The 22,572-nt window shown below is 38.0% G+C and carries 21 protein-coding genes; 3 read left to right on the forward strand and 18 right to left on the reverse strand.

Translation table 11 applies throughout. The annotated features are described in order from the left end of the window. Nucleotides 1-18: 18 nt before the first annotated feature. The 6 genes from pfkA to JFL43_RS01600 form a co-directional block, all read right to left on the reverse strand. Nucleotides 19-975: a 6-phosphofructokinase gene (gene pfkA / locus JFL43_RS01575; RefSeq protein ID WP_100794508.1), complete on the reverse strand. Its 957-nt coding sequence runs from the start codon at nucleotides 973-975 to the stop codon at nucleotides 19-21. A gap of 143 nt (nucleotides 976-1,118) precedes the next feature. Continuing rightward, a complete protein-coding gene (gene accA, locus JFL43_RS01580) occupies nucleotides 1,119-2,072 on the reverse strand; it encodes an acetyl-CoA carboxylase carboxyl transferase subunit alpha (protein WP_200747627.1) in 954 nt (317 codons plus the stop codon). 2 nt (nucleotides 2,073-2,074) lie between these two features. Continuing rightward, nucleotides 2,075-2,938: an acetyl-CoA carboxylase, carboxyltransferase subunit beta gene (accD, locus tag JFL43_RS01585; protein ID WP_100794510.1), complete on the reverse strand. Its 864-nt coding sequence runs from the start codon at nucleotides 2,936-2,938 to the stop codon at nucleotides 2,075-2,077. After that, nucleotides 2,935-3,588 (reverse strand): FadR/GntR family transcriptional regulator, encoded by a 654-nt coding sequence (locus tag JFL43_RS01590; protein ID WP_200747628.1) that lies wholly within the window; start codon nucleotides 3,586-3,588, stop codon nucleotides 2,935-2,937. Before JFL43_RS01590 ends, accD begins: the two co-directional genes overlap by 4 nt. Nucleotides 3,589-3,723: 135 nt before the next feature. Beyond that, nucleotides 3,724-6,822, reverse strand: coding sequence for a DNA polymerase III subunit alpha (gene dnaE, locus JFL43_RS01595; RefSeq protein ID WP_234447532.1), 3,099 nt, complete (start codon nucleotides 6,820-6,822; stop codon nucleotides 3,724-3,726). 16 nt (nucleotides 6,823-6,838) lie between these two features. After that, the gene (locus tag JFL43_RS01600; RefSeq protein WP_200747629.1) at nucleotides 6,839-7,780 is read right to left on the reverse strand and encodes a DHH family phosphoesterase; all 942 of its coding nucleotides are present in this window, start codon (nucleotides 7,778-7,780) and stop codon (nucleotides 6,839-6,841) included. A gap of 199 nt (nucleotides 7,781-7,979) precedes the next feature. Here JFL43_RS01600 and JFL43_RS01605 point away from each other — a divergent pair, with 199 nt between their 5' ends. Then, complete coding sequence (locus tag JFL43_RS01605; RefSeq protein ID WP_100794514.1) at nucleotides 7,980-8,297, forward strand: YtpI family protein; 318 nt, start codon at nucleotides 7,980-7,982, stop codon at nucleotides 8,295-8,297. Nucleotides 8,298-8,337: 40 nt separating this feature from the next. On the opposite strand, the gene JFL43_RS01610 is transcribed toward JFL43_RS01605, so the two are convergent. Together JFL43_RS01610 and JFL43_RS01615 are read right to left on the reverse strand one after the other, a co-directional pair. Beyond that, a complete protein-coding gene (locus tag JFL43_RS01610; RefSeq protein ID WP_100794515.1) occupies nucleotides 8,338-9,648 on the reverse strand; it encodes a DRTGG domain-containing protein in 1,311 nt (436 codons plus the stop codon). Nucleotides 9,649-9,752: 104 nt separating this feature from the next. Continuing rightward, entirely contained in the window at nucleotides 9,753-10,433 is a 681-nt protein-coding gene (locus JFL43_RS01615; RefSeq protein ID WP_200747630.1) for a metal-dependent hydrolase, read from the reverse strand. A 356-nt stretch (nucleotides 10,434-10,789) separates the two neighbouring features. Here JFL43_RS01615 and JFL43_RS01620 point away from each other — a divergent pair, with 356 nt between their 5' ends. After that, the gene (locus tag JFL43_RS01620; RefSeq protein ID WP_200747631.1) at nucleotides 10,790-11,878 is read left to right on the forward strand and encodes a M24 family metallopeptidase; all 1,089 of its coding nucleotides are present in this window, start codon (nucleotides 10,790-10,792) and stop codon (nucleotides 11,876-11,878) included. Nucleotides 11,879-11,926: 48 nt separating this feature from the next. On the opposite strand, the gene ald is transcribed toward JFL43_RS01620, so the two are convergent. Continuing rightward, a complete protein-coding gene (ald, locus tag JFL43_RS01625; RefSeq protein WP_200747632.1) occupies nucleotides 11,927-13,042 on the reverse strand; it encodes an alanine dehydrogenase in 1,116 nt (371 codons plus the stop codon). A 304-nt stretch (nucleotides 13,043-13,346) separates the two neighbouring features. On the opposite strand from ald, the gene JFL43_RS01630 reads away from it, so the two are divergent. Further along, entirely contained in the window at nucleotides 13,347-13,802 is a 456-nt protein-coding gene (locus tag JFL43_RS01630) for a universal stress protein (protein WP_200747633.1), read from the forward strand. A gap of 55 nt (nucleotides 13,803-13,857) precedes the next feature. Here JFL43_RS01630 and JFL43_RS01635 read toward each other — a convergent pair whose 3' ends face one another. The 9 genes from JFL43_RS01635 to JFL43_RS01675 form a co-directional block, all read right to left on the reverse strand. After that, nucleotides 13,858-14,793, reverse strand: coding sequence for a class I SAM-dependent methyltransferase (locus JFL43_RS01635; RefSeq protein ID WP_200747634.1), 936 nt, complete (start codon nucleotides 14,791-14,793; stop codon nucleotides 13,858-13,860). 73 nt (nucleotides 14,794-14,866) lie between these two features. Then, nucleotides 14,867-15,373 carry a thiol peroxidase gene (gene tpx, locus JFL43_RS01640; protein WP_100794521.1) on the reverse strand — a complete coding sequence of 169 codons (507 nt, stop codon included), beginning with the start codon at nucleotides 15,371-15,373 and terminating at the stop codon, nucleotides 14,867-14,869. A gap of 28 nt (nucleotides 15,374-15,401) precedes the next feature. After that, nucleotides 15,402-16,025 carry an RDD family protein gene (locus tag JFL43_RS01645; RefSeq protein ID WP_234447533.1) on the reverse strand — a complete coding sequence of 208 codons (624 nt, stop codon included), beginning with the start codon at nucleotides 16,023-16,025 and terminating at the stop codon, nucleotides 15,402-15,404. A 13-nt stretch (nucleotides 16,026-16,038) separates the two neighbouring features. Beyond that, nucleotides 16,039-17,058 (reverse strand): signal peptide peptidase SppA, encoded by a 1,020-nt coding sequence (gene sppA / locus JFL43_RS01650; RefSeq protein ID WP_200747635.1) that lies wholly within the window; start codon nucleotides 17,056-17,058, stop codon nucleotides 16,039-16,041. A 73-nt stretch (nucleotides 17,059-17,131) separates the two neighbouring features. Further along, a complete protein-coding gene (gene rarD / locus JFL43_RS01655; protein ID WP_200747636.1) occupies nucleotides 17,132-18,028 on the reverse strand; it encodes an EamA family transporter RarD in 897 nt (298 codons plus the stop codon). 129 nt (nucleotides 18,029-18,157) lie between these two features. Then, complete coding sequence (gene mbcS, locus JFL43_RS01660; RefSeq protein WP_200747637.1) at nucleotides 18,158-19,735, reverse strand: acyl-CoA synthetase MbcS; 1,578 nt, start codon at nucleotides 19,733-19,735, stop codon at nucleotides 18,158-18,160. 176 nt (nucleotides 19,736-19,911) lie between these two features. Continuing rightward, the gene (locus tag JFL43_RS01665) at nucleotides 19,912-20,112 is read right to left on the reverse strand and encodes an alpha/beta-type small acid-soluble spore protein (RefSeq protein ID WP_200747638.1); all 201 of its coding nucleotides are present in this window, start codon (nucleotides 20,110-20,112) and stop codon (nucleotides 19,912-19,914) included. Nucleotides 20,113-20,192: 80 nt separating this feature from the next. Continuing rightward, complete coding sequence (gene thiI, locus JFL43_RS01670) at nucleotides 20,193-21,395, reverse strand: tRNA uracil 4-sulfurtransferase ThiI (RefSeq protein WP_100794527.1); 1,203 nt, start codon at nucleotides 21,393-21,395, stop codon at nucleotides 20,193-20,195. Then, nucleotides 21,392-22,540: a cysteine desulfurase family protein gene (locus tag JFL43_RS01675; RefSeq protein ID WP_200747639.1), complete on the reverse strand. Its 1,149-nt coding sequence runs from the start codon at nucleotides 22,538-22,540 to the stop codon at nucleotides 21,392-21,394. Before JFL43_RS01675 ends, thiI begins: the two co-directional genes overlap by 4 nt. Nucleotides 22,541-22,572 lie beyond the last annotated feature (32 nt).

The raw sequence follows: 22,572 nt of genomic DNA on the forward strand, positions 1-22,572 counted from the left end.
TTGACCACTCCAATTTATTTAAATCGATAATTCTTTTGATAAAGTATACATCGACAAGTCTGTATTACGTTCTTTCTTAAATGCCTCTTCTAAGTCATAGTCTACCACCACATGATTTCTCATGCCAACTGCAAGGCCACCACGATTCTCAATTAATAGTTCTACCGCTCTCGCAGCGAAAGTACTTGCCAGTACACGGTCGCGTGCTGTTGGCGATCCACCACGTTGAATATGACCTAAAACTGATACTCTTGTTTCAATATTTTTTTCTAAAAGTTTTTTTGCTAGATCACTCGCTGACATAACCCCTTCAGCAACAATAATAATACTGTGCTTTTTCCCGCGCTCATAACCTTGCTCTAAACGTGTGACAAGATCATCTAAATTATGCGGTACTTCAGGAATTAAAATTGTTTCAGCACCACCAGCAAGACCTGCCCATAACGCTAAATCACCCGCATCACGGCCCATTACTTCAATAATAAATGAACGTTCATGCGATGTTGCTGTATCACGAATTTTATCAATGCATTCAATGACTGTATTTAGGGCTGTATCAAAGCCAATCGTATAATCCGTTCCAGGAATATCATTATCAATTGTTCCCGGTACTCCTACGCAAGGAAATCCACGCTTCGTTAACTCTAAAGCACCTCTGTAAGAACCGTCCCCTCCAATAATAACTAATCCTTCAATACCATGCTTTTTCATCTGTTCAATTGCTTTTAGCTGTCCTTCTTCTGTTTTAAATTCAAGACAACGTGCAGAATGTAGTTTCGTACCCCCACGTTGAATAATATCCCCCACAGCACCGCGGTCTAAACTTTCAATACGACCTTCAATCAAACCTTGATAGCCATAATATATACCCGCTACTTCTAAGTTATGATATAACGCCTTCCTAACAACTGCACGGACAGCAGCGTTCATGCCTGGTGCATCCCCACCACTTGTTAAAACACCAATCTTTTTCATATGATTCATCCTCCTACAAGCGTCACTACTAGAACATTAACACGAAATGACATTCTGTGTCAGTATTGTGGCGAAAGAAATAGGCCGTTTCATGTATCGAATTACTCGATACTGAACCAGCCTTCCCTTAAAATGAGTTATTCTTATTCAGCATAAACGCCAACTGTTCTGAATTTATCATAACGATTCTGTACAAGTTCTTCGCTTGTAAAAGATTGCAGTTGCTCTAATGAGTTGCTTAATACAGCTTTCAGATTTAGCGCTTGCTGTGCTACATCCTTATGTGCACCACCTAATACTTCAGGGATTATTTCCTCAATAATGCCCATTTCTTTTAAGTTCGGAGCAGTAATACGCATCGCCTCTGCCGCCTTTTGCGCTAAAGTTGCATCCTTCCATAAAATCGAAGCTGCTCCTTCAGGTGAAATAACAGAATACGTTGCATTTTCTAACATGTGGATTTGGTTTGCTACACCTAAAGCAAGCGCACCACCACTACCACCTTCACCAATAACTACGCTAATAACCGGTACTTTTAAACCTGCCATTTCGAATAGATTACGTGCGATTGCTTCACTTTGTCCGCGCTCTTCAGCTGCTTTCCCAGGGTAAGCTCCTTTTGTATCGATGAAGCAAATAATAGGTCTTGAAAATTTCTCAGCTTGTTTCATTAAGCGCAATGCTTTTCTATAGCCTTCAGGATGTGGCATTCCGAAGTTACGACGAATATTTTCTTTCGTATCCTTCCCTCTTTGATGGCCAATAATTGTTATTGGTCGACCTTCAAAAGATGCAATACCACCGACAATCGCCTCATCATCACCGAAGTTACGATCACCATGAAGTTCGATGAAATCTTCGAAAATAGCATTTATATAATCTTTTGTCGTTGGGCGCTCAGGGTGTCTAGCAATCTGTACGCGATCCCAAGGTTGAATATTATCATAAATATCTTTCGCTAATTTACTAAAGCGGTCCTCAAGTTGTTTGATTTCTAGAGACATATCGACATCTGCATTGGCAGTGAAATCTTTTAACTCATTAATTTTCTCACTAAGTTGCATAAGTGGTGCTTCGAACGGTAAATATTTCACCATAATTAATTAGCCTCCTTTACATGAAGCTTGACGATAGTTGAAACGGTTTTTCGCATGTCTTTACGATTGACAACAGCATCTAACTGACCATGTGCCAATAAAAATTCGGCTGTTTGAAAATCCTCAGGTAACTTCTCGCGTACTGTCTGCTCAATAACACGACGACCAGCGAACCCGATCAATGCTTTTGGCTCAGCTAAATTAATATCACCAAGTGACGCAAAGCTTGCAGATACACCACCAGTTGTTGGATGTGTCATGATTGAGATAAATAAATTTCCTTCTGCGCTATGACGTTGTAAGGCAACACTTGTTTTGGCCATTTGCATAAGAGACAAAACCCCCTCCTGCATACGAGCTCCACCACTTGCTGTGAAAATAATAAAAGGTGCACCCAGCTCAGTAGCATCTTCTATTGCACGTGTGATTTTCTCTCCTACAACAGACCCCATTGAACCCATACGGAAATGTGAATCCATTATTGCGACAACAATCTGCTTGCCTTCTAACTCTCCGACACCTGTTAATACTGCTTCATTTAATCCTGTTTTCTTTATATCTGATTTTACTTTTTCAATATAACTTGGGAATTCTAATGGATTAACCGATTGTAGATGATCATCAAGTGATTTGAATGTACCTTCATCAAAGAAAATAGCAACACGCTCTTGTGCAGTCATTTTATAATGGTGATCGCATTTTGAGCACACTTTCAAATCTTTCACTAAATCCTTTGTTAATTCTACATGCCGGCATTCTGGACATTTCGTCATAATACCTTCTGGCACATCATGCTCTTCATGCTTATTTGTATTACGTGCTTTATTTTTTATTTTATTTTTTTTAAACAAATCTTTTATACTCATAAAATATCTCTCCCCTTATGTAGCAATTCGGTCCACTCTTCAAACGAGCTAATTGCTTCAGCAGTGTTCCCTATCATTAATTCACTTATAAAGGCTTGCAAAATTGGCTGTTCCTGCTCTGTGGAAAATCCGTTATACGCTTCTTTTCCATATTGCTTTAACAGTATCCAAATTTTCAATACTAGGCGATTTTCTGAGGCAATAACGATTTCTCGCATGATATCCTCTCTCGCAATAATTCCTTCTAATTCCAAATTATCACACAAACTATCCCATACTGGCAACTTACGTAATGTTTCATTTGCTGACACAATACGAATAGCATCTCGTTCAAGAATTTTACGCGTTTCATTGACATTCTCGAGATCTGTTTCCTCATGCAATATGAAGGTGGACAATACTTCTACTAATTTGTGATTTCGGAAATCAGTTATGAACGTCCCGCCACCTCTACGCGTTTCAATGAGTCCAAGTAGTTCTAAACTGCGTAGCGCCTCTCGTACAGATGATCGACCAACATTCAATCGCTCCGCTAATACGCGCTCTGACGGAATCTTTCCACCTGCCGGAATATTTTCATCACGAATTAATGCACGTAACTCACTCACAATTTGTATAAACATTTTAGAAGTTGGTTTTTCTATACTCATTGAAATTCTCCTTGGACAAAATAAGTTTAGAAAAGTGGTCTGACCACTTTTTCTAATAGCATACATAAAATAATTCGAAGAGTAAAGTAAAAACAAAAAAACTGTGTAAAAATCACACAGTTTTTATCGTTCAATCTATTTTCCACTTAGCTCTGTCGTTAATTTCTTAACAATCATTTGCGGCTTGCCATTACGTTGTTCTACAAATCCTTCCGCTAAGACAACTTTCTCTTCTTGCAACCATTCTTGAATATGTATATATTCTCTAGGGAAAATGGTTACAGAAAGCAGACCAGATTCATCTTCAAGATCCATAAACGCCATTTGCTCGCCTTTTTTCGTCCGTATTTGCTTAATTCCAGCAACAATGCCTACTATTTTTACATATTTTCGACCTTGTACTTGTAGTATATCTGCAGCTGCCGGCATTTGTAACTGTAATTCCTTTTTCAACTTTAAAATTGGATGCTGCGATATATAAAATCCAAGCACCTCTTTTTCATATTGCAGCAATAATTTCTCAGGCATTAAGCTCGCATCCGCATATTTGGGTTTACCAAATAAAAAATCATCATCACTTAATAAGCTCTCTTCATCATTTGGTCGATATAGATTGGCATGCTTTACAACCGCTTCAATAGACGCCAAAAGCTGCCCACGATCACGGTCAAACTCATCCAATGCACCCGCCTTAATGAGAGGTTCTAGTGCTTTTCTCGTGAAGTGAACGCCAGTCATATCGAGAGCAAAATCAAATAAATCTGGCCAGTTGGCATGACCATTTTTGCGTAAGCTAAGAAGCTTTGTAAGAAATGATTGTGGCACACCTTTAATAGCAGAAAGCGCAAAACGGATAGCTCCATTTTCTACTCGGAATGAGCGACCGCTATGACTAATCGATGGTGGTAATAAAGCTATACCTTTTTGCTTCACTTCTTGTAGCATACGCATAAGTCGATCTTGATTCCCTATAGAACTTGTCAAAAGTGCGGCATAAAAATATGCAGGGAAATTAGCTTTTAAATACGCCATATGATAAGAAATGACACTATATGCCACTGCATGACTTTTTGGGAAACCGTAATTCGCAAAACGCACGATTAAATTATATACGTCCACTGCAACTTGCTCTGAGAACCCTTTTGCAACAGAATTCCCCACAAAATGTTGTTGTTCTGCATCTAAAATTTCTTTTTTCTTTTTACTCACAGCCCGGCGTAAAATATCCGCTTCTCCCATCGTAAAACCTGCCATTGCTGAAGCAATTTGCATGATCTGCTCCTGATAAACAATGACACCATATGTTTCACCCAAAATGGATTCAAGTACAGCATGTGGCATGATCACGGGTTCTTGGCCATGTTTTCTTCTACTATAAACAGGGATGAAATCCATCGGACCTGGACGATAAAGCGCGTTGACTGCCACGATATCTTGGAAAACAGTTGGTCTAATTTCACGTAATGCTTGTCGCATTCCATCAGACTCCAATTGGAAAACGCCAGTCGTATCCCCTTGCTGAAGTATCTGGAAAGTCTTTGAGTCATGCAATGAAATCTTCTCAAAATCAAGAAACTTATGTGTATCATAATAAATCATCGAGCGAATTCGCTCTAAAATTGTTAAGTTACGTAAACCGAGGAAATCCATTTTTAACAAGCCAATTGACTCGACTTCTTGCATCGGCCATTGTGTTAAATACAGTCCATCATTGCCTTGCTCAATCGGTACAATACTTACTAATGGCTCAGGACAAAGAACGACACCCGCTGCATGTGTCGAAGCGTTTCGCGGAAGACCTTCTAAATTTAATGCGACTTCTATCCATCTTCCTCGTACATCCGAGGCCGCAATCCATTCACGTAAAGCCGTAGATTGCTCTAAGGCTTCCCTCAATGTAATACCAAGCTTATTTGGAATAAGCGATGATATTGTCGACAGTTCTTCACTTGTGAAGCCAAATACACGTGCAACATCCCGCGCTACAGCTTTAGCTGATAATGTGCCAAACGTAATAATTTGTGATGTATATGTTTTCCCATACTTTTCGGCAACATACTGAATGACTTCCTGGCGTCGATGATCAGCGAAATCGACATCGATATCTGGCATTGTAATTCGCTCAGGGTTTAAGAATCGCTCAAATAGTAAACCGTATTGTAACGGGTCCACATCTGTAATACGTAATGTATAGGCAACAAGTGAACTCGCTGACGAACCACGGCCTGGCCCCGTCAAAATCTGTTTACTCTTGGCGTATTGAATATAATCCGAAACAATTAAAAAATAATCGGCATAGCCCATTTTTTGAATAACGCCTAGCTCATAGTACAATCTTTCTGAATAAGCAGCATTTGCATTTGGTACGCGCTCTTGTAGCCCTATTAAACAGTTGGCTTCAAGTAAAGAAGCGGCAGTCTCCCCTTTTGGAGTCGGAAATTTCGGCATGAAAAATTTGTCAAACGCCAATTCGACCTGACAGCTTAGCAACATATTCTCAGCTGTCATTAGCCACTCAGGGTGATCTGCAAACCATTCCTGCCACTGCGCGGTATTAGGTAAAAATTGCTGACGTTCACGAGCAGTCAATTGATCACTATTATTCATTTTCATCCCTTGCTCAATAGCTTTTGCTACTTCAAATGAAAAAGCATGCTCTTCATGTATGAAGGTGCTTAGTTGTGTCGCACAAATAGGTAACTTTTGCTCCTGGCAATAATCGATAATACTCTGTTCCATATGACATTGCACTCCACCTGGGCGGTCAATCCCTATATACAATCTATCTCCACCAAAAATAGCTTGAAGTGCTTGTACATCTTCAAATGACCCTTCCGTTGCCCATTCAGGTGAAGTCATAGGAATCATCAATATACAGCCCTCTTGATAACCTTCAAGCCAGCGTAAAGGTAATAACTCCCCCTCACGAACGGATGTAGCTGAAGTCATTTTCAATAAATGCTGATAGCCCTGCTGTGTCGCCGCATATAAAATGACTGGACGCACATGCCGCGTGCCAAACTGAACATGAACAGTTAGCCCAACAACTGGATGAATATTCGCCTTTTTCAAAGCGCGCCAAAAAGGCAACAAGCCGTACAATTTGGAATTGACGATCGCCGCTGCCTTGGCATCTTCTTGCTGTAAGAAAGAAATGAGCTCGTCAATGCGAATCGTACTTTTTAACATATCAGCAGCCGTCACAATTTGTGAATATACATTTTGCAACTTCATCTCTTCCCTTCTATTTTTAGTATTGTGCACAAAGTTCTTTTAATTTCGCGATAACTACTTTAGATTCTTCCCAATTATAAATAGTTGCGCCAGATGCCATTGGATGGCCGCCACCATTGTATTGTTTTGCTAATGTATTAATAATCGGACCTTTTGAACGTAAACGTACACGGATTTGATCTGCCTCTTCAACAAAGATCACCCAAGCCTTAATACCTTTAACATTGCCTAATGAGCCGACTAATAAAGAAGTGTCCGAAGCTGTAACGCCAAATTGCTCCAACACATCAATTGGCAATTTAATATAAGCTGCACCATTGTCATCCATCACAAAATTTTGGAATATATAGCCTTGCATATGCAGCAATTCACGACTTAACTCGTACATGCCATCAAATAATTCTGTGCGATTGAAATTATATTTAATTAATTCGCCAACAGTGTTGAATGTCGTTTCTGTCGTACTTGGATAGATGAAGCGCCCCGTATCTCCTACGATTCCGGCAAATAAGAAACGCGCTGCCTTTTCATCCATTTTCCAGTCTGCTACTTCTTTACCTTCAGTAAATAAATCATAAATCATTTCACTACATGAGCTTGCACTTGTATTAACCCACAGTAAATCTCCATATGCATCATCATTTGGATGATGATCAATCTTAATCAAAAACTCCCCTGTATTGTAGCGCTGATCGTCTACGCGTTCTGTATTTGCAGTGTCTGTTACGATGACAAGTGCATTTTCAAACATGTCATCAGCAACGATTTCTGGCTTGCCTAGAAATGCAAGAGATTCCTCATGTTCACCTGTTGTATATACTGTTTTTTCCGGATATGTCGCTTGTAAAATAGCTTGTAAGCCCATTTGAGAACCGTAAGCATCAGGATCTGGTCTAACGTGACGATGAATAATAATCGTGTCATATTTTTTAATTGTGTCAACAATTTCTCGTTTCATATTCGTTCTCCTTTTTACAATAGTGAACTCTTAATCGCCGTCTTCACAGAGGCTAGCATTTTGTTGATTACTGCAGTTTCACAGGATAACGTAAATTGCGACTACATTCGTCTTTAACGAATGTAGTCAGCTTTTCTTCTCGCTTTTTCCTGTATTTATCGTTAAACTATAATCAGCTTTGCTTTATAGGAGGAACACCATGTCTAATATTTTGAATGTTATTCTAGCAATATTAATTGCTATTACAGTTGTTTTCTATTTTTACCTAAAAACAAAACAATTCCGTTCTACATTACCTATTCGCAAAAATTGGTATGCGAGTCGTTCGGGTGTTGCTTTAGGTGGTTTACTAATTTTTTTCGGCATCAACCAAATCATTATGTACCACACCATTTTAACGTATGTTATAAGTACAGTTTTAATTCTATTCGGCTTATTTACTGCAGTAAATTATAATAAAAGAGTTCGCCACTATGGGCAATTTGTTGAAGAAGAATATAATTTGAATAAAAAGTGATGCACAGTTTTGTGCATCACTTTTTGTCGATTTCAATACGTTAGCGCTCTAATAATTGGAATGTCATCATCGCTTTACCAACTAAATTGGATTCACTATATACTTCGAAATCCATTTTCACGAATTTACGGCTCATATCCAAAATACGTGGTTTCACGATTAAAGATGTCTCCATTTGCACCGGTTTCATATGATAGATTGTCATATTTTCGACGACGCTTTCGCCGCGCTTGAATTTTTTTAGCGCACTAGCTCCCGCTTCTACTAACAATGTAGTAAATGCACCATATGAAATGGCACCAAATTGGTTCGTCATTTGAGGTGTTACTGTAAACTCTACAGTGATTTCCTCTTCGTCACGCGCCATCTTGATTTCATTTTTCACAAGATCATCAATTGTTTCACCATGCTGCGGCTGTCTTTGCGCCATTTGCAGCGCCTTCAGCACATCCTGACGGCTAATCACACCCTGTAATAATCCGTGATCATCCACGACTGGTAATAGATCAATACCTTCCCAAATCATACGGTGTCCTGCTGTTGCAACACTTGTTTTCATCGAAACAGTGATAGGATTACGTGTCATTAACCGATCGATTGGATCCACGTCTTGTTTGCCAATCACATCACGAGAAGTCACGATCCCAACAATCTTATGATGCTTATCCACTACCGGAAACCCACCATGGGTCGTTGAAGCATTTAACAAATGGTACTCACTTACAGTATCTGTCGATTTTAGGAAAGATGTGTCTTTCATTGTAACGAAAATATCTTCGATTAATAAGATTTCTTTCTTAATCAATTGGTCATAAATCGCACGGTTAATCATCGTTGCTACTGTAAATGTATCATAGCTTGTCGAAATAATCGGTAGTTCTAACTGATCAGCTAACCTTTTTGTTTCATCAGTTGCATCAAAGCCACCTGTTATTAAAACCGCTGCTCCTTCTTTTAATGCATTTTCATGCGTACGTGAACGGTTTCCAACGATTAGTAGACTACCAGCATCGGTATAACGCATCATATCTTCGAGTTTCATAGCACCAATGACAAATTTCGTAAGCGTTTTATGCAATCCGCCCCTACCACCTAGTACTTGTCCATCAACAATATTAACGATTTCCGCAAACGTTAGTCTTTCAATATTCTCTTTTTTCTTCTTCTCAATTCGAATCGTTCCGACACGCTCAATCGTGCTCACGAGTCTTCTAGTTTCTGCTTCTTTAATCGCTCGATAAGCTGTTCCTTCACTCACGGACATTTCTTTTGCAATCTGTCGCACAGAAATTTTATCCCCTACAGGAAGTGATTCTATATATTGAAGAATTTTTTCATGTTTCGTAGCCATAAAATCACCTATTTTCCAACATCATTGTGGCTTAAGTGTACCACATTCCGGTCATTTTCATTAGCCGAATAGAGTAGAAAGACATATTCTTTCTGTTTTTTTGTTCAAACCTCTAATTCGTCACCCGGATTCATCACTATTACTTCTGTAGTCGACACTATTTCGGCGAAATTATGCGGATCCTGAACGATTAGTGGGAATGTATTGTAATGTACTGGCACTACCATTTTCGGTTTCAAAAAAGCCGCCGCACAAGCTGCATCCTCTGGTCCCATCGTAAAGTTGTCCCCAATTGGTAAAAATGCCACATCAATCGGATGCCGCTCCCCAATTAGTTTCATATCACTAAATAACGCCGTATCTCCTGCATGAAAGATCGTCTTGCCTTCTGCGAAAAATAAAATACCCGAAGGCATACCTGTATATATAATTTCATTGTCCTCAGTCGTATAGGAAGACCCGTGAAATGCTTGCGTTAACTTCACTTTACCAAAATCAAACACGTACGAGCCACCTATATGCATCGGGTGTGTTTTAACACCTTGCCAAGATAAATAGTTTGCAAGCTCATATGGCGCCACAACTAAAGCATCTGCCGCTATTGCAATCTCGACCGTATCTCCAACATGATCATTATGTCCATGTGTTAACAAAATAACATCTGGCTTTTGGTCCTCCACTTTTAAATCTGTTAATTGATTTCCTTTAATAAAAGGATCGATTAAAATCGTATATCCATTCACTTGAATCTTCACAATTGAATGCCCATGATATGAAATTTTCATAACTACTTCCCCCTAATACTTCGGCTTACTAAAATTATTCGTTACCAATACGTTTATTCCTTCTTTTTTGGTATTATTGAAATGAAATGCTGAAGCGGCCCGTTCAGACTCGACAAGCACCGGATAAAGGAACACAGTCTAAGAACGCCACATCCTGTGGCAACGACTGCGTGACCCGCATCGTGCGGGCCTGAAACAAAAGCATCTCTTCAGCTTTTGTCCGAGAAAGTGGAGGTGACCTCGAGAGTCTGGCCGCTGAAGCTGGACAATAAATGCGGTGGCGCCCTGTCGCAACGGTTACGTGACCCACATTTTCGGGGCCCTGGCCTATTAAAACAATTCAAGGGGGATTAATAATGAGTAAAGTACAAACTATCTCAAACTATTTAAAAATGCAAAATCTTGATGCTGCATTTGTGACAACACCTGATAATGTGTTTTATGTTTCTGGATTTAAAAGTGATCCACACGAAAGACTTCTTGGTGTAATGATTTTCCAAGATGCTAAACCATTTTTAATTTGCCCTAAAATGGAAGTACCCGATGCCAAAGCAGCAGGCTGGTCACATGAAGTAGTTGGTCATGAAGATACTGATAATGCATGGTCATTATTCCATCAAGCTGCAGAAGCACGTGGACTTTCATTACAAAATATTGCAATCGAAAAATCACATTTAACCGTTGAACGTTTAGAAGCATTAAACAGCTTCTTCCCAGCTACAAAATTTGTTGGCTTAGATAACCAAATAAATAATATGCGTTTAGTGAAATCAGAAGAAGAACTTGAAAATTTACGCCAAGCAGCTGCTCTAGCAGATTATGCTATTGAAGTAGGTTGTAGTGAAATTGCTGAAGGCAAAACGGAGCTTGAAATTTTATCTGCCATTGAACTAGCAATGAAGAAAAAGGGCGTTTACATGTCATTCGACACGATAGTTTTAAGTGGTAAGAAAACAGCTTCTCCACATGGTAATCCTGGTGAACGTAAAATTGAAAAAGGCGATTTCATCTTATTTGACCTTGGCGTTGTATATAACGGCTATTGCTCAGATATTACACGTACTGTTTCTTTTGGTGAACCTACTTCCGCTCAAAAAGAAATTTACGAAGCTGTCTGCAATGCCAATGAATCTGCTATTGCTGCAGTAAAACCAGGTGTACGCGCGATGGACTTAGACAAAATTTCCCGCGATGTCATTACAGATGCAGGTTACGGTGAATATTTCACACACCGTCTAGGACATGGCCTAGGCATCTCTGTTCACGAATATCCATCTGTTCACGGTGCCAATGAAATGCCACTTCAAGAGGGTATGGTCTTTACAATCGAACCTGGCATTTACAAATCTGATGTGACAGGCGTTCGTATTGAGGACGACGTATATGTTACAAAAGATGGCGTAGAGGTCTTAACTAAATATCCTAAAGAGTTAATTATTCTTTAAGACATAAAAAAGCCACTTAGTAAATTCGCTAAGTGGCTTTCTGTTTAATTATTTTAACAATGCATCTGCATCTACATAAGTGTGATTTAATGCCTCTGCAACAGCTGCAAAAGTAACATGACCATCTAATGTATTCAATCCCTTTTTCAACGCTTCATTGTCTACGCAAGCTTGTTTATAGCCTTTATTAGCAATTTGCAAAGCGTAAGGAACTGTATTATTTGTAAGCGCCATTGTTGAAGTACGTGGTACAGCTCCTGGCATGTTTGCTACAGCATAGTGAACTACTCCGTGTTTAACATACGTAGGTTCATCATGTGTTGTAATACGATCAGAAGTTTCAAAAATACCACCTTGGTCAATTGCAATATCTACGACAACAGAACCTGGTGACATTGATTTAATCATTTCCTCTGTTACAAGTTTAGGCGCTTTTGCACCAGGAATTAAAACGGCACCAATTACTAAATCTGAATTTTTCACGGATTCAGCAATGTTGAATGGGTTTGAAACTAGTGTTTGCACATCGCGACCAAATTGGTCATCTAATACGCGTAATCGTTCTGGGCTTAAGTCGATAATCGTTACTTCAGCACCCATACCAATAGCAATTTGCGCTGCGTTTGCACCAGCCATTCCCCCACCGATAACAGTGACTTTACCACGTGGTACACCTGGTACACCACCTAGCAGAATCCCTTTACCGCCTTCCATCTTCCCAAGATATTGCGCACCAATTTGAGTTGCCATACGACCAGCAACTTCACTCATTGGTGTTAGTAATGGCAAGGATCTGTTTGGAAGCTGTACTGTTTCATACGCGATTCCTACAACTTTTTTATCTAGCAATGCTTGTGTTAGTTCTGGCTCTGGTGCTAAATGTAAATATGTAAATAGAATAAGTCCTTCATGGAAATAACCATATTCAGACTCAATCGGTTCCTTTACTTTCATTACCATTTCTTGAGACCAAGCTTCTTCAGCTGTCGCAACAATATGAGCCCCCGCAGCTGTATAATCTTCATCCGTAAAACCAGATCCTAGACCGGCTCCCGTTTCGATGAATACTACATGTCCGAAAACCGTTAAGTTTACAACTCCAGCAGGCGTCATAGCAACGCGATTTTCATTGTTCTTTATCTCTTTTGGAATACCAATCTTCATAATCCATCCTCCTAATTGTGAAAAAGATATTAACTCTTGTTATGTGAAAAAAACTCACAATTAACTCTAGTTAAAAACAAGTTCATTTTATCAGATTTCTATACTTATTTGTGTATAAATTTAGAAAATTGTATTATTTTTATTATTCTGCAAATATAAGTCTTATAGAAACCCAAGAAAAATGGATATTTTAACCCCTTTTCATATCTTTGTTCACACTTTTATTGGAAATCTTTCGTAAATCCACTGTTTTTCCGTTCCAATAGAATGATATAATGGTAATTATTAAAAGGAGGAATTACATATGACATTATCTTATAACAATATCATTGTAGCTGTAGATGGTTCTGAAGAGGCAAAATGGGCTTTCCAAAAATCAGTCGCAATTGCTAATCGTAACAACGCGACATTAAATTTAGTAAATGTAATCGATACTCGTTCATTCGCGGCTGTTGAAGCATATGACCGTTCTATTGCTGAACGTGCACAAGGTTTTGCTGAAGAACTACTTGGTAACTACAAAAAAGAAGCCCAAGAAGCTGGTGTAGAAAATGTTAATATATTGATCGAATATGGTTCTCCAAAAACAATTATTACAAAAGAAATTTCTAAAAAATACGACGTAGATTTAATTATCTGTGGCGCAACTGGTTTAAACGCTGTTGAGCGCTTCCTAATCGGTAGTGTTTCTGAAAACATCGTTCGTCATTCTAAATGTGACGTGCTTGTAGTACGTACGCAAGAACAAGCTGCTGAATAATTTCTACACAAGAAGAGGCCCCTATTGAATAGGAGCCTCTCTTTTTTACGGCTAATTACTTCTGCTCTTTTTTCCAAATTTGAACTTTGGCAAAGAACATTTCTAATGCCTGCTTATTTGTCATGCTAGGAACTTTTGCAAGTAATACTTCTTTCACAGGTTTCCCATCTGCACTTTTCTTTTGTAAGATAAATAAGCTTTTTGCATGCGCTTTATTTGAGAATAATGAGTCTGGTAATTGTATTACTGCTTGAATCCACGCTGTTTGTTGTAAATATTTGTACAATCCTTGCGCTTGTTCTGATTCAAAAATATTTTCAGGCACTAAGAAAAATAAATAGCCGCCATCCTTCGAGTATTTTAACGATTGCTCGATAAATAAATGATGCGCATATGTCATACCTTCAGCAGCCTTCAACTCAAAATCCTTCGCTACATCATCATTTGGATAATAGCCCACAGGTAAATCACAGACAATGGCATCAGCTGGATTAATCATTAAATTTTGTAATGCATCTTGACGGAAAAGCGCAATAGGTTGCTCCGTTAAATCCGCAGATGCAGCAGCTAGTTGAATAAGTAGCTCATCAACTTCTACACCCACTCCTTCAACTCGGTCTTCTAGTAAATTCATCACCGTTAACAATAAATTCCCGGTACCTACAGCTGGATCTAAAATCGAAATTTTAGAGCCCTCCGTTTTCTTGTTATCCATAAATTGTTCCACAAAATAGCCTACTAATAATCCTAATGCATCTGGTGTCATTTGATGATTAGGCTGTGCATTTTCACGCATACCTTTTAAAATAGATAATTGAATTGCTTTACGAATATCTTCCTTCGTAGCAACTTTACCAGTTGGTATTTTATCGCCATCAAGCCACGCATTTAAAACTTCTAAAACGCTATCTAAATAAGTTAATTCTTTTTCCTCTTCTATCTTCACGGCATTTTCATTAATAAAGGAAAAGAGCTTTTCAATTGTTTCCATATATACTCCTTCAAACGTGAAACCCACTCATAAAAGGCAGAGTGGGTTTCATGTTGTTATCATTCAAAATTTTTTATTTTGTCAGTTCTTTAACAGCTGCTAATGCACCTTCGTAATCTGGATGGTTTGTACCTTCAGACACATATTCAACATAAGCAATTTTACCCACTTGATCCACAATGAATATAGAACGTGCTAATAAGCGAAGTTCTTTCATATGTACACCATAAGCATCACCAAATGAAGTAGCGCGGTGATCTGATAATGTATGGATATTTTCGATACCGTTTGTTCCGCACCAGCGTTTTTGAGCGAATGGTAAGTCACAAGAGATTGTTAAAATGACTACATCATTGCCTAATTCAGAAGCCGCTTCATTGAAACGACGTGTTTGTGCGTCACAAACACCTGTGTCTAATGAAGGAACTACACTAATTAAACGTATTTTACCATCAAAATCATGTAATGTTTTTTCAGATAGGTCTGGAGCTAATACTGTGAAGTCAGGTGCTTGGTCCCCTACTTTCACTTCGTTACCTACTAAAGTTACTGGGTTATTAATAAATGTTACTTGTACCATTGTAAACGCCTCCTTAAATCTAATCTTACTAGAGTCTGTCAGGCTCTTGCAACTGAGAAAGCTCAGAAGCATCTGTTACTTTTTCGTTTGATTGAATTTCTTCAACCTCTGATTTAGTAACAGTTGGTTCAACGCGCTCTACTCGTACAACCTTATCATGTTTCTCATAAGTATTTTCATGAACTACAATTGTATCTGCAATAAAATCATGCAAGCCTTTTTTATTTGGTGTAAAGGCCACTGCCCAGTATATAAATGGTAATGTCGCCGAAAAGAAACGGCCAATCCATTCTCGGAAAAGAACCGTACCCCATGTTAATTTACCCTCTTTTGCTGATATAACCTTAAGTCCAAGTACCATCTTCCCTACCGTTTGGCTCCAAAACTTCGTCATGATGACAAAGTATAGATAGAAAATAAAACTCGAAATAATCGTCACTGGCGCATACCATATTGTATTCGCTAAATCCCATCCGAAAATACGAAAAAGCGGATTCACGGTTAAACCTGAAATTGCTGCAATGACAGCTAAATCTAATAAATATGCCCAAAAACGTACCCAAAACCCAGCTGGCTTCAATTTATATTGTTCTACTTTTCTAACCTGTACTGGCTCATGACTAATCGCGTTTACCTCAACAAATTCCGTCAATTTTCATCGCCCCTTACTCATCACCGTACATATACATCATGCGCGGTGCAGAATTATAGTCAGAAAGAATTTTACTAATCGCTTGTGTTTCAGCAGAACCGCCAAATAAATTATTCATTTTTACAGAAAATAAAGAAGTCCAAGCTTCTGTTGTATTGTATTCAAATACTTCTGCACCTTTTAATTTATGATCCTTTTTCATCGCTTCAATCGTATCATCTACATAGCCAAGTTCATCTGCTAAGCCCGCTTTAATCGCCTGTTTACCATTTAATATGCGACCATCAGCAACTTTTTTTACATCTTTTTCACTCATGCCACGACCATCTTCAATAACATCTACAAATCGTTCGTAGGAATCGTTAATCATTTCTTGTAGCATCGCACGCTCATCTGCAGTCATTTCACGTGTTGAGCTCATAATATCTTTGTATTTACCTGTTTTAATTGTTTCAAATTCAATGCCATACTTCTCTGCTAATTTACCATAATTCATGCCTTGCATAATTACGCCGATTGAACCTGTTATCGTTTCTTCATCTAAGAAAATTTTATCAGCAGGCGCTGAAATATAATAACCACCAGAAGCGGCCATTGAACCCATTGATACATACAAAGGGATTTTACGTTCTTTTTTAATTTCTTTAATTTTGTCGTAAATTTGTTTCGATTCAATTACAGTACCACCAGGTGAGTTCACTTTTAAAACGACACCTTTAATCGAAGTATCTTGTAAAATCGCCTCTAATTGTTCCATAAAAAATTGGTGGTTGTAGCTTGCAGCACCACCTAATAAAGAACCAGAGCCCCCACCAGCTTGAATTGTACCGTTCACTGTTAATACAGCAATACGTTTATTAAAATCGCCTGTTTCAATGCGCGTCTCAGTGTATTTACTACCACTTATATCGAACATATTTTCGAATTGTGATGTAAAATCTTTTGATGTTATCGTTAAAATAGTATTTAATCCAATTGAAGCAACGAGCAAAAATGCAGCTGCTCCTAAAGCGATCCATCTTTTTGCATTCATAATTTTTCCTCCTTTTTACCTTCTATTTGCATACGATTTACATTGCTAAATGTTTCATTTTTTTCTAAAAAAGCTAATATCTCGCTTTTCTCATTTCAACAATTTTGGAAATAGAGAATAATATTAATGCCGCCCAAATGAAAGAAAACGATAGTAAATCAATGCCATTAAACGTTTCGCCGTATACAATTACACCTAAAAAAAGCATAATTGTCGGCGATATATATTGAATAAATCCAATTAAATAGAGCGGTATCTTCTGTGCACCTGTCGCAAACAATATTAGTGGTACCGCAGTTACGATCCCTGTTCCAATGATAAATAAATCTGTTTTCATATCAATATTTAAAAATGAAATATTTCCTTGGAAATAAATGTAGACATAATAAGCTATCGCCACTGGTAAAATAAAGAACGTTTCCATTACTAATCCTCTCGTAGCATCCACCAATACTTTCTTTTTCAATAGCCCATAAACACCAAATGTTAATGCCAAACCTATTGAAACCCATGGAATTTGGCCGTAAGAAACAACTAAAATTAATACACCAATTGCCGCAATAATAAAAGAGAGCACTTGTGCTTTTGTCAGTGTTTCTTTTAAAAAGAAAATTCCTAACAGCACCGACACTAATGGATTCATATAATAGCCTAAACTCGACTCGACAATATGATTATTGTTAACGGCCCATATGTATAAAAACCAGTTTAGAGAAATTAAATACGCTGCACAAACGAGTAACCAAAATGATTTTGGACGTTGCCAAAGCGCTTTAAAGTCACTTGTTAATACCTTTCCTTGCTTCACGATAAATACAAATAAAATTGTCAAAACGAAAGACCATACTACACGCCCAGCTAAAATCTCTTCGCTTGAAACATGCTTCAATTCCTTCCAATAAAGAGGAAAGACACCCCATATTATATAAGCTCCTAAAGCAGAAAGTATACCCTTCTTTTCTTCCTGCATAACAACACCTCATTTTATATTCAGTTATATGTAGACTGCTATAATTATATGGCTTTAGTATGTGAAAGTAAATGTAACACAAATAGAAGGTCTATTTCACCTTGATGAATAGACCTTCTTTCTCTATGACTATGCCTTATTTAATTCTAAATTTCTTAACTCTACACGACGAATTTTACCAGAAGTTGTTTTCGGTAATTCATCTAAAAATTCTATTGCTCTCGGAAATTTGTATGGTGCTGTTAACGCTTTGACATGATCTTGCAACTCTTGTACTAGAGTAGTTGAATTTCTATCTTCGCTATTTTTCAATATAACGAAGGCTTTTACGATATTCCCTCGAATATCATCAGGACTTGCGATGACGGCACATTCCTGAACAGCTGGATGTTTTACTAAAGCGTCCTCTACTTCGAATGGTCCAATCGTATAACCAGAGCTAATAATAATGTCATCTGAACGACCCTCAAACCAGAAGTAACCGTCCTCATCTTTTTTCGCTTGGTCACCCGTAATATAATAATCACCACGGAATTGCATAGTCGTTCTTTCTGGGTCTTTTAAATATTCTTTAAAAAGTGCCGGTGTTGTAACATGAACTGCAATATCTCCAACTTCACCAGCTCGACATGGCTTGCCAAATTCATCTACAATGTCAACAATATTACCAGGTGTTGGTTTACCCATAGAACCCGGGCGCGCCTCCATTCCTTTCATCGTACCAACCAATAACGTATTTTCAGTTTGTCCATAGCCATCACGCACTTCTAAATCAAAATGTCTTGCAAAAACATCAATGACTTCACGATTTAATGGCTCGCCAGCCGAAACTGCACTATGTAATGCAGAAAGATTATATTCTCCTAAAGAATCAACTTTTGCCATTATACGATATTCTGTTGGCGTACAGCATAATGCATTTACTTTATAACGTTCCATTAATTCAAGGTATTTTATTGCATCAAATTTACCATTATAAACAAAGCCAGTTGCTCCGCTCCCTAAAACAGATAAGAACGGACTCCAAATCCATTTTTGCCAGCCTGGACTTGCAGTTGCCCAAACAAGATCTCCATCTTCAATACCAAGCCAGTGAGTTGCTGCTGTTTTTAAATGCGCATAAGCCCATCCGTGCGTATGAACGACTCCTTTAGGATTTCCTGTTGTTCCACTTGTATATGATAAAAAAGCCATATCTGAATTTTTTGTCTGAACCATATCAAATTTCTCAGAAGTCGTTTCTGCTTCTTGAATAATTTCAATCCAAGGTTTGTGTGCTTGACCAATAACAAAAAGTTTTAAGCCGTCTAAATTTTTCACTTCATCAAATTGTTCAATATATGGCTCATAAGACACGATGGCTTTTGCTTCACTATGTACAAGACGATAATCGATATCTTTTGCACGTAGCATTTCTGAACTTGGTATAACAACTAAACCCGCTTTTAGTGCAGCAATATAAGTAATATACGCATCGATTAAGCGTGGCACCATTATTAGGACGACATCACCTTTTTTCAAACCATTATTTGTAAATACGTTTGCCACTTTATTCGCTTTTTTGATCAAACCTGCATATGTGATTTCATCAGTATTACCACTTTCGTTTTCATAAACAATGGCTTTTCTAGCCTCATCATGTATATACTTCTCAAATTCTTCAACCAAATTGTAATCTTCTGGTGCAAGTAAATCTTCACGTTTCATGAAAAACTCCCCCTCAGAATGGTTATATTGATAACATTTTATATTATACAGAAAATTCAAACTTCTAACAACCAATAGACAACACCTAGTCTTAGCACTAGGTGTTAAAAGTTATAGAAAAAGAAACCGATGACAAATTTGCCACCGGTTTCTTCCTTTGTTATTTAGTTACTTCATTACTTGTTGTAACCTTTTAATTGTTGCTCAGCCATTTGCACTAATCGCTTAGTAATTTCTCCGCCAACGGAACCGTTAGCACGCGATGATGCATCTGGACCAAGTTGCACGCCGAATTCTTGTGCGATTTCGTATTTCATTTGGTCGATTGCTTGTTTAGCTCCTGCTACTTCAAGCTGGTTTGAATTTTGATTTGCCATGTGTATCACCTCCTTGTGAATATAGAATGCGCTGAAGGAGGAATTTCATACGGGCAAATTACAGGAAATTTGTGCATCTTTTAGAGTAAATCTGCAAATTCATCTTGCTTCTTCTTAGGAAACGTATGAATTTCGCGGTTTTCCACTGCTTTTTTGATCATTTCATCAAAATCAGTGAAGCTTTCATAGTACATAACTTTCTCTAATTTCGGTTTTGTTTTCGGACTTGCTGGCGTAAATACGGTACAGCAGTCTTCATACGGTCGAATTGAGATATCATATGTGTCAATTTTTCTTGCTACATCGATAATTTCTAATTTATCGTAAGTAATTAACGGTCGTAAAATTGGCGTTGATGTAACATCATTAATAGCAGCTAAACTTTCTAATGTTTGGCTTGCTACTTGTCCTAAGTTTTCACCAGTTACAATTGCAGTTGCACCAATTTCTTGTCGCACGGCATCTGAAATTTTCATCATCATACGACGTGTTGAAGTCATTGTTACGTTTTCTGGCACTTGTTGTTGAATCATTTGCTGAATTTCAGTGAATGGTATGATATGCAGACGCACATTCGCACCAAAACGACTCATTCTTTCAGCTAAGTCTTTTACTTTTTCAAGTGAACGATCACTTGTGAACGGCGGACTAAAGAAATGAATCGCTTCAATTCGCACTCCGCGTTTCATCATATAATAGCCTGCAACTGGACTGTCGATACCTCCAGATAATAATAACAATGCTTTTCCGTTAGCACCGACTGGTAAACCGCCAACACCAGGAATTACTTCAACCATCATATATACTGCGTGTTCACGCACTTCAATACGAAGTTCAATTTCAGGTTCTTTCATTTGAACTTGTAAATTCGGAATATTTCTTAAAACATGTCCTCCCATTTCAAGCTGTAATTCGTATGTGTCTAACGGAAATTTTTTAAATGAACGTTTTGCATTTACTTTAAACGTTTTGCCATCTGTATCGATTGATTTCATAATATCTACTGCAAGTTCTTTCATTGCATCTATTGTTGGTTCACACTTTGCAACTGGACTAAATGAATGAATGCCAAAAACAGTTGGCAAACGTTTAATCAGTTCATTCATATCATCGTCGTTATCGCTGCTAATATACATACGATCTCGCTCTGCTCGAATTTTCATATTTGGAATATCCGCAAATGAAAAACGCAAATTTTCTCTTAAACGCGTTATAAATTGTTTACGATTGCGTCCTTTTGTCGTTAACTCACCGTAACGTATTAATATTTCATGCCATTTCATAATTGAATTGTCTCTCCTTTTAATTGTTTCATCATTTTCGCAAATACTATTTTAAATTGATCAATATTTGAATTCGTTAATCCATTACCAAGACTAATGCGAATAACACCTTTTTGAAAACTTTCTTCTATATAAAGTGCTTCTACAACATGACTTATGTCTGAATTTTTCGAAGAACAAGCACTCGATGTTGAAACGATAAAACCTTCGCTTTGCAATGCATTGACAATTACTTCACCTTTTAAGCCTCTTACACTACAACTCACAATATGTGGTGCACCATCATTATTGGAAATAACGTGAACATGATAAAATTTATTAAAAAACGCATGTAAATCATTGCGCCATTGTACGAATTTATCTGTATTTTCCGACATATGTTCTGCAGCTAATCGCATCGCTTTTGCTAATGAGACATTTTGCGGCACCGCTACAGTACCGCTACGATAGCCTAATTCTTGACCACCACCATGCATAATTGGTTGAATTTTAATGCGCTTAGAAAATGCGAGTAATCCTGTTCCTTTTAAGCCATTAATTTTATGGCCAGAAATAGTCATTGCATCTGGACCTACGTCGCCTTGAAATTGCACTGGTATTTTACCGAAGCTTTGTACCGCATCTACATGGAAAAATGCACGGCTATTCGCGCGTACTATTTGAGTGATGTCTGTAATTGGCTGAATCGCACCCATTTCGTTATTAACATGCATAATACTCACAAGCACTGTATCTTTGCGAATTTTACGTTGTAGATCAGCAAGTTTAATACGCCCATGATCATCTACATCGATGAATTCTAATTCAAAGCCTTCATTTGTTAAATGGTGGGCACTTTCGATGACAGATGGATGCTCGATTGCGGAGATTAGAATATGTTTGCCACGATGTTGGTTTGCTCTGGCAAGACCTTTAACCGCAAAATTGTTAGATTCTGTCCCACCTGAAGTGAAAATAATATGCTCAGATTCTGTGTTCAGAATTTGTGCGATTTGCTCTCTTGCTTTCATCAATAATGTATTGGCTTCCGTTCCCAATTGATGGAGTGAAGCCGGATTTGCGTAATATCGTTCATTCGCTTGTATAAATGTTTGTAAAACAGCTGAATCTGGTTTTGTCGTCGCGCTATGATCTAGATAAATCAATTGTGTAACCTTCCTTCCAAAAGAAAGCCACC

The sequence above is a fragment of the Viridibacillus soli genome (assembly GCF_016612995.1).
In the GTDB taxonomy this organism is placed as follows: Bacteria; Bacillota; Bacilli; order Bacillales_A; family Planococcaceae; genus Viridibacillus; species Viridibacillus soli.

Coding starts and splice junctions, on each gene's coding strand:
- pfkA (WP_100794508.1), bottom strand. CDS start 975: ATGAAAAAGATTGGTGTTTTAACAAGTGGTGGGGATGCACCAGGCATG.
- accA (WP_200747627.1), bottom strand. CDS start 2,072: ATGGTGAAATATTTACCGTTCGAAGCACCACTTATGCAACTTAGTGAG.
- accD (WP_100794510.1), bottom strand. CDS start 2,938: ATGAGTATAAAAGATTTGTTTAAAAAAAATAAAATAAAAAATAAAGCA.
- JFL43_RS01590 (WP_200747628.1), bottom strand. CDS start 3,588: ATGAGTATAGAAAAACCAACTTCTAAAATGTTTATACAAATTGTGAGT.
- dnaE (WP_234447532.1), bottom strand. CDS start 6,822: ATGAAGTTGCAAAATGTATATTCACAAATTGTGACGGCTGCTGATATG.
- JFL43_RS01600 (WP_200747629.1), bottom strand. CDS start 7,780: ATGAAACGAGAAATTGTTGACACAATTAAAAAATATGACACGATTATT.
- JFL43_RS01605 (WP_100794514.1), top strand. CDS start 7,980: ATGTCTAATATTTTGAATGTTATTCTAGCAATATTAATTGCTATTACA.
- JFL43_RS01610 (WP_100794515.1), bottom strand. CDS start 9,648: ATGGCTACGAAACATGAAAAAATTCTTCAATATATAGAATCACTTCCT.
- JFL43_RS01615 (WP_200747630.1), bottom strand. CDS start 10,433: ATGAAAATTTCATATCATGGGCATTCAATTGTGAAGATTCAAGTGAAT.
- JFL43_RS01620 (WP_200747631.1), top strand. CDS start 10,790: ATGAGTAAAGTACAAACTATCTCAAACTATTTAAAAATGCAAAATCTT.
- ald (WP_200747632.1), bottom strand. CDS start 13,042: ATGAAGATTGGTATTCCAAAAGAGATAAAGAACAATGAAAATCGCGTT.
- JFL43_RS01630 (WP_200747633.1), top strand. CDS start 13,347: ATGACATTATCTTATAACAATATCATTGTAGCTGTAGATGGTTCTGAA.
- JFL43_RS01635 (WP_200747634.1), bottom strand. CDS start 14,793: ATGGAAACAATTGAAAAGCTCTTTTCCTTTATTAATGAAAATGCCGTG.
- tpx (WP_100794521.1), bottom strand. CDS start 15,373: ATGGTACAAGTAACATTTATTAATAACCCAGTAACTTTAGTAGGTAAC.
- sppA (WP_200747635.1), bottom strand. CDS start 17,058: ATGAATGCAAAAAGATGGATCGCTTTAGGAGCAGCTGCATTTTTGCTC.
- rarD (WP_200747636.1), bottom strand. CDS start 18,028: ATGCAGGAAGAAAAGAAGGGTATACTTTCTGCTTTAGGAGCTTATATA.
- mbcS (WP_200747637.1), bottom strand. CDS start 19,735: ATGAAACGTGAAGATTTACTTGCACCAGAAGATTACAATTTGGTTGAA.
- JFL43_RS01665 (WP_200747638.1), bottom strand. CDS start 20,112: ATGGCAAATCAAAATTCAAACCAGCTTGAAGTAGCAGGAGCTAAACAA.
- thiI (WP_100794527.1), bottom strand. CDS start 21,395: ATGAAATGGCATGAAATATTAATACGTTACGGTGAGTTAACGACAAAA.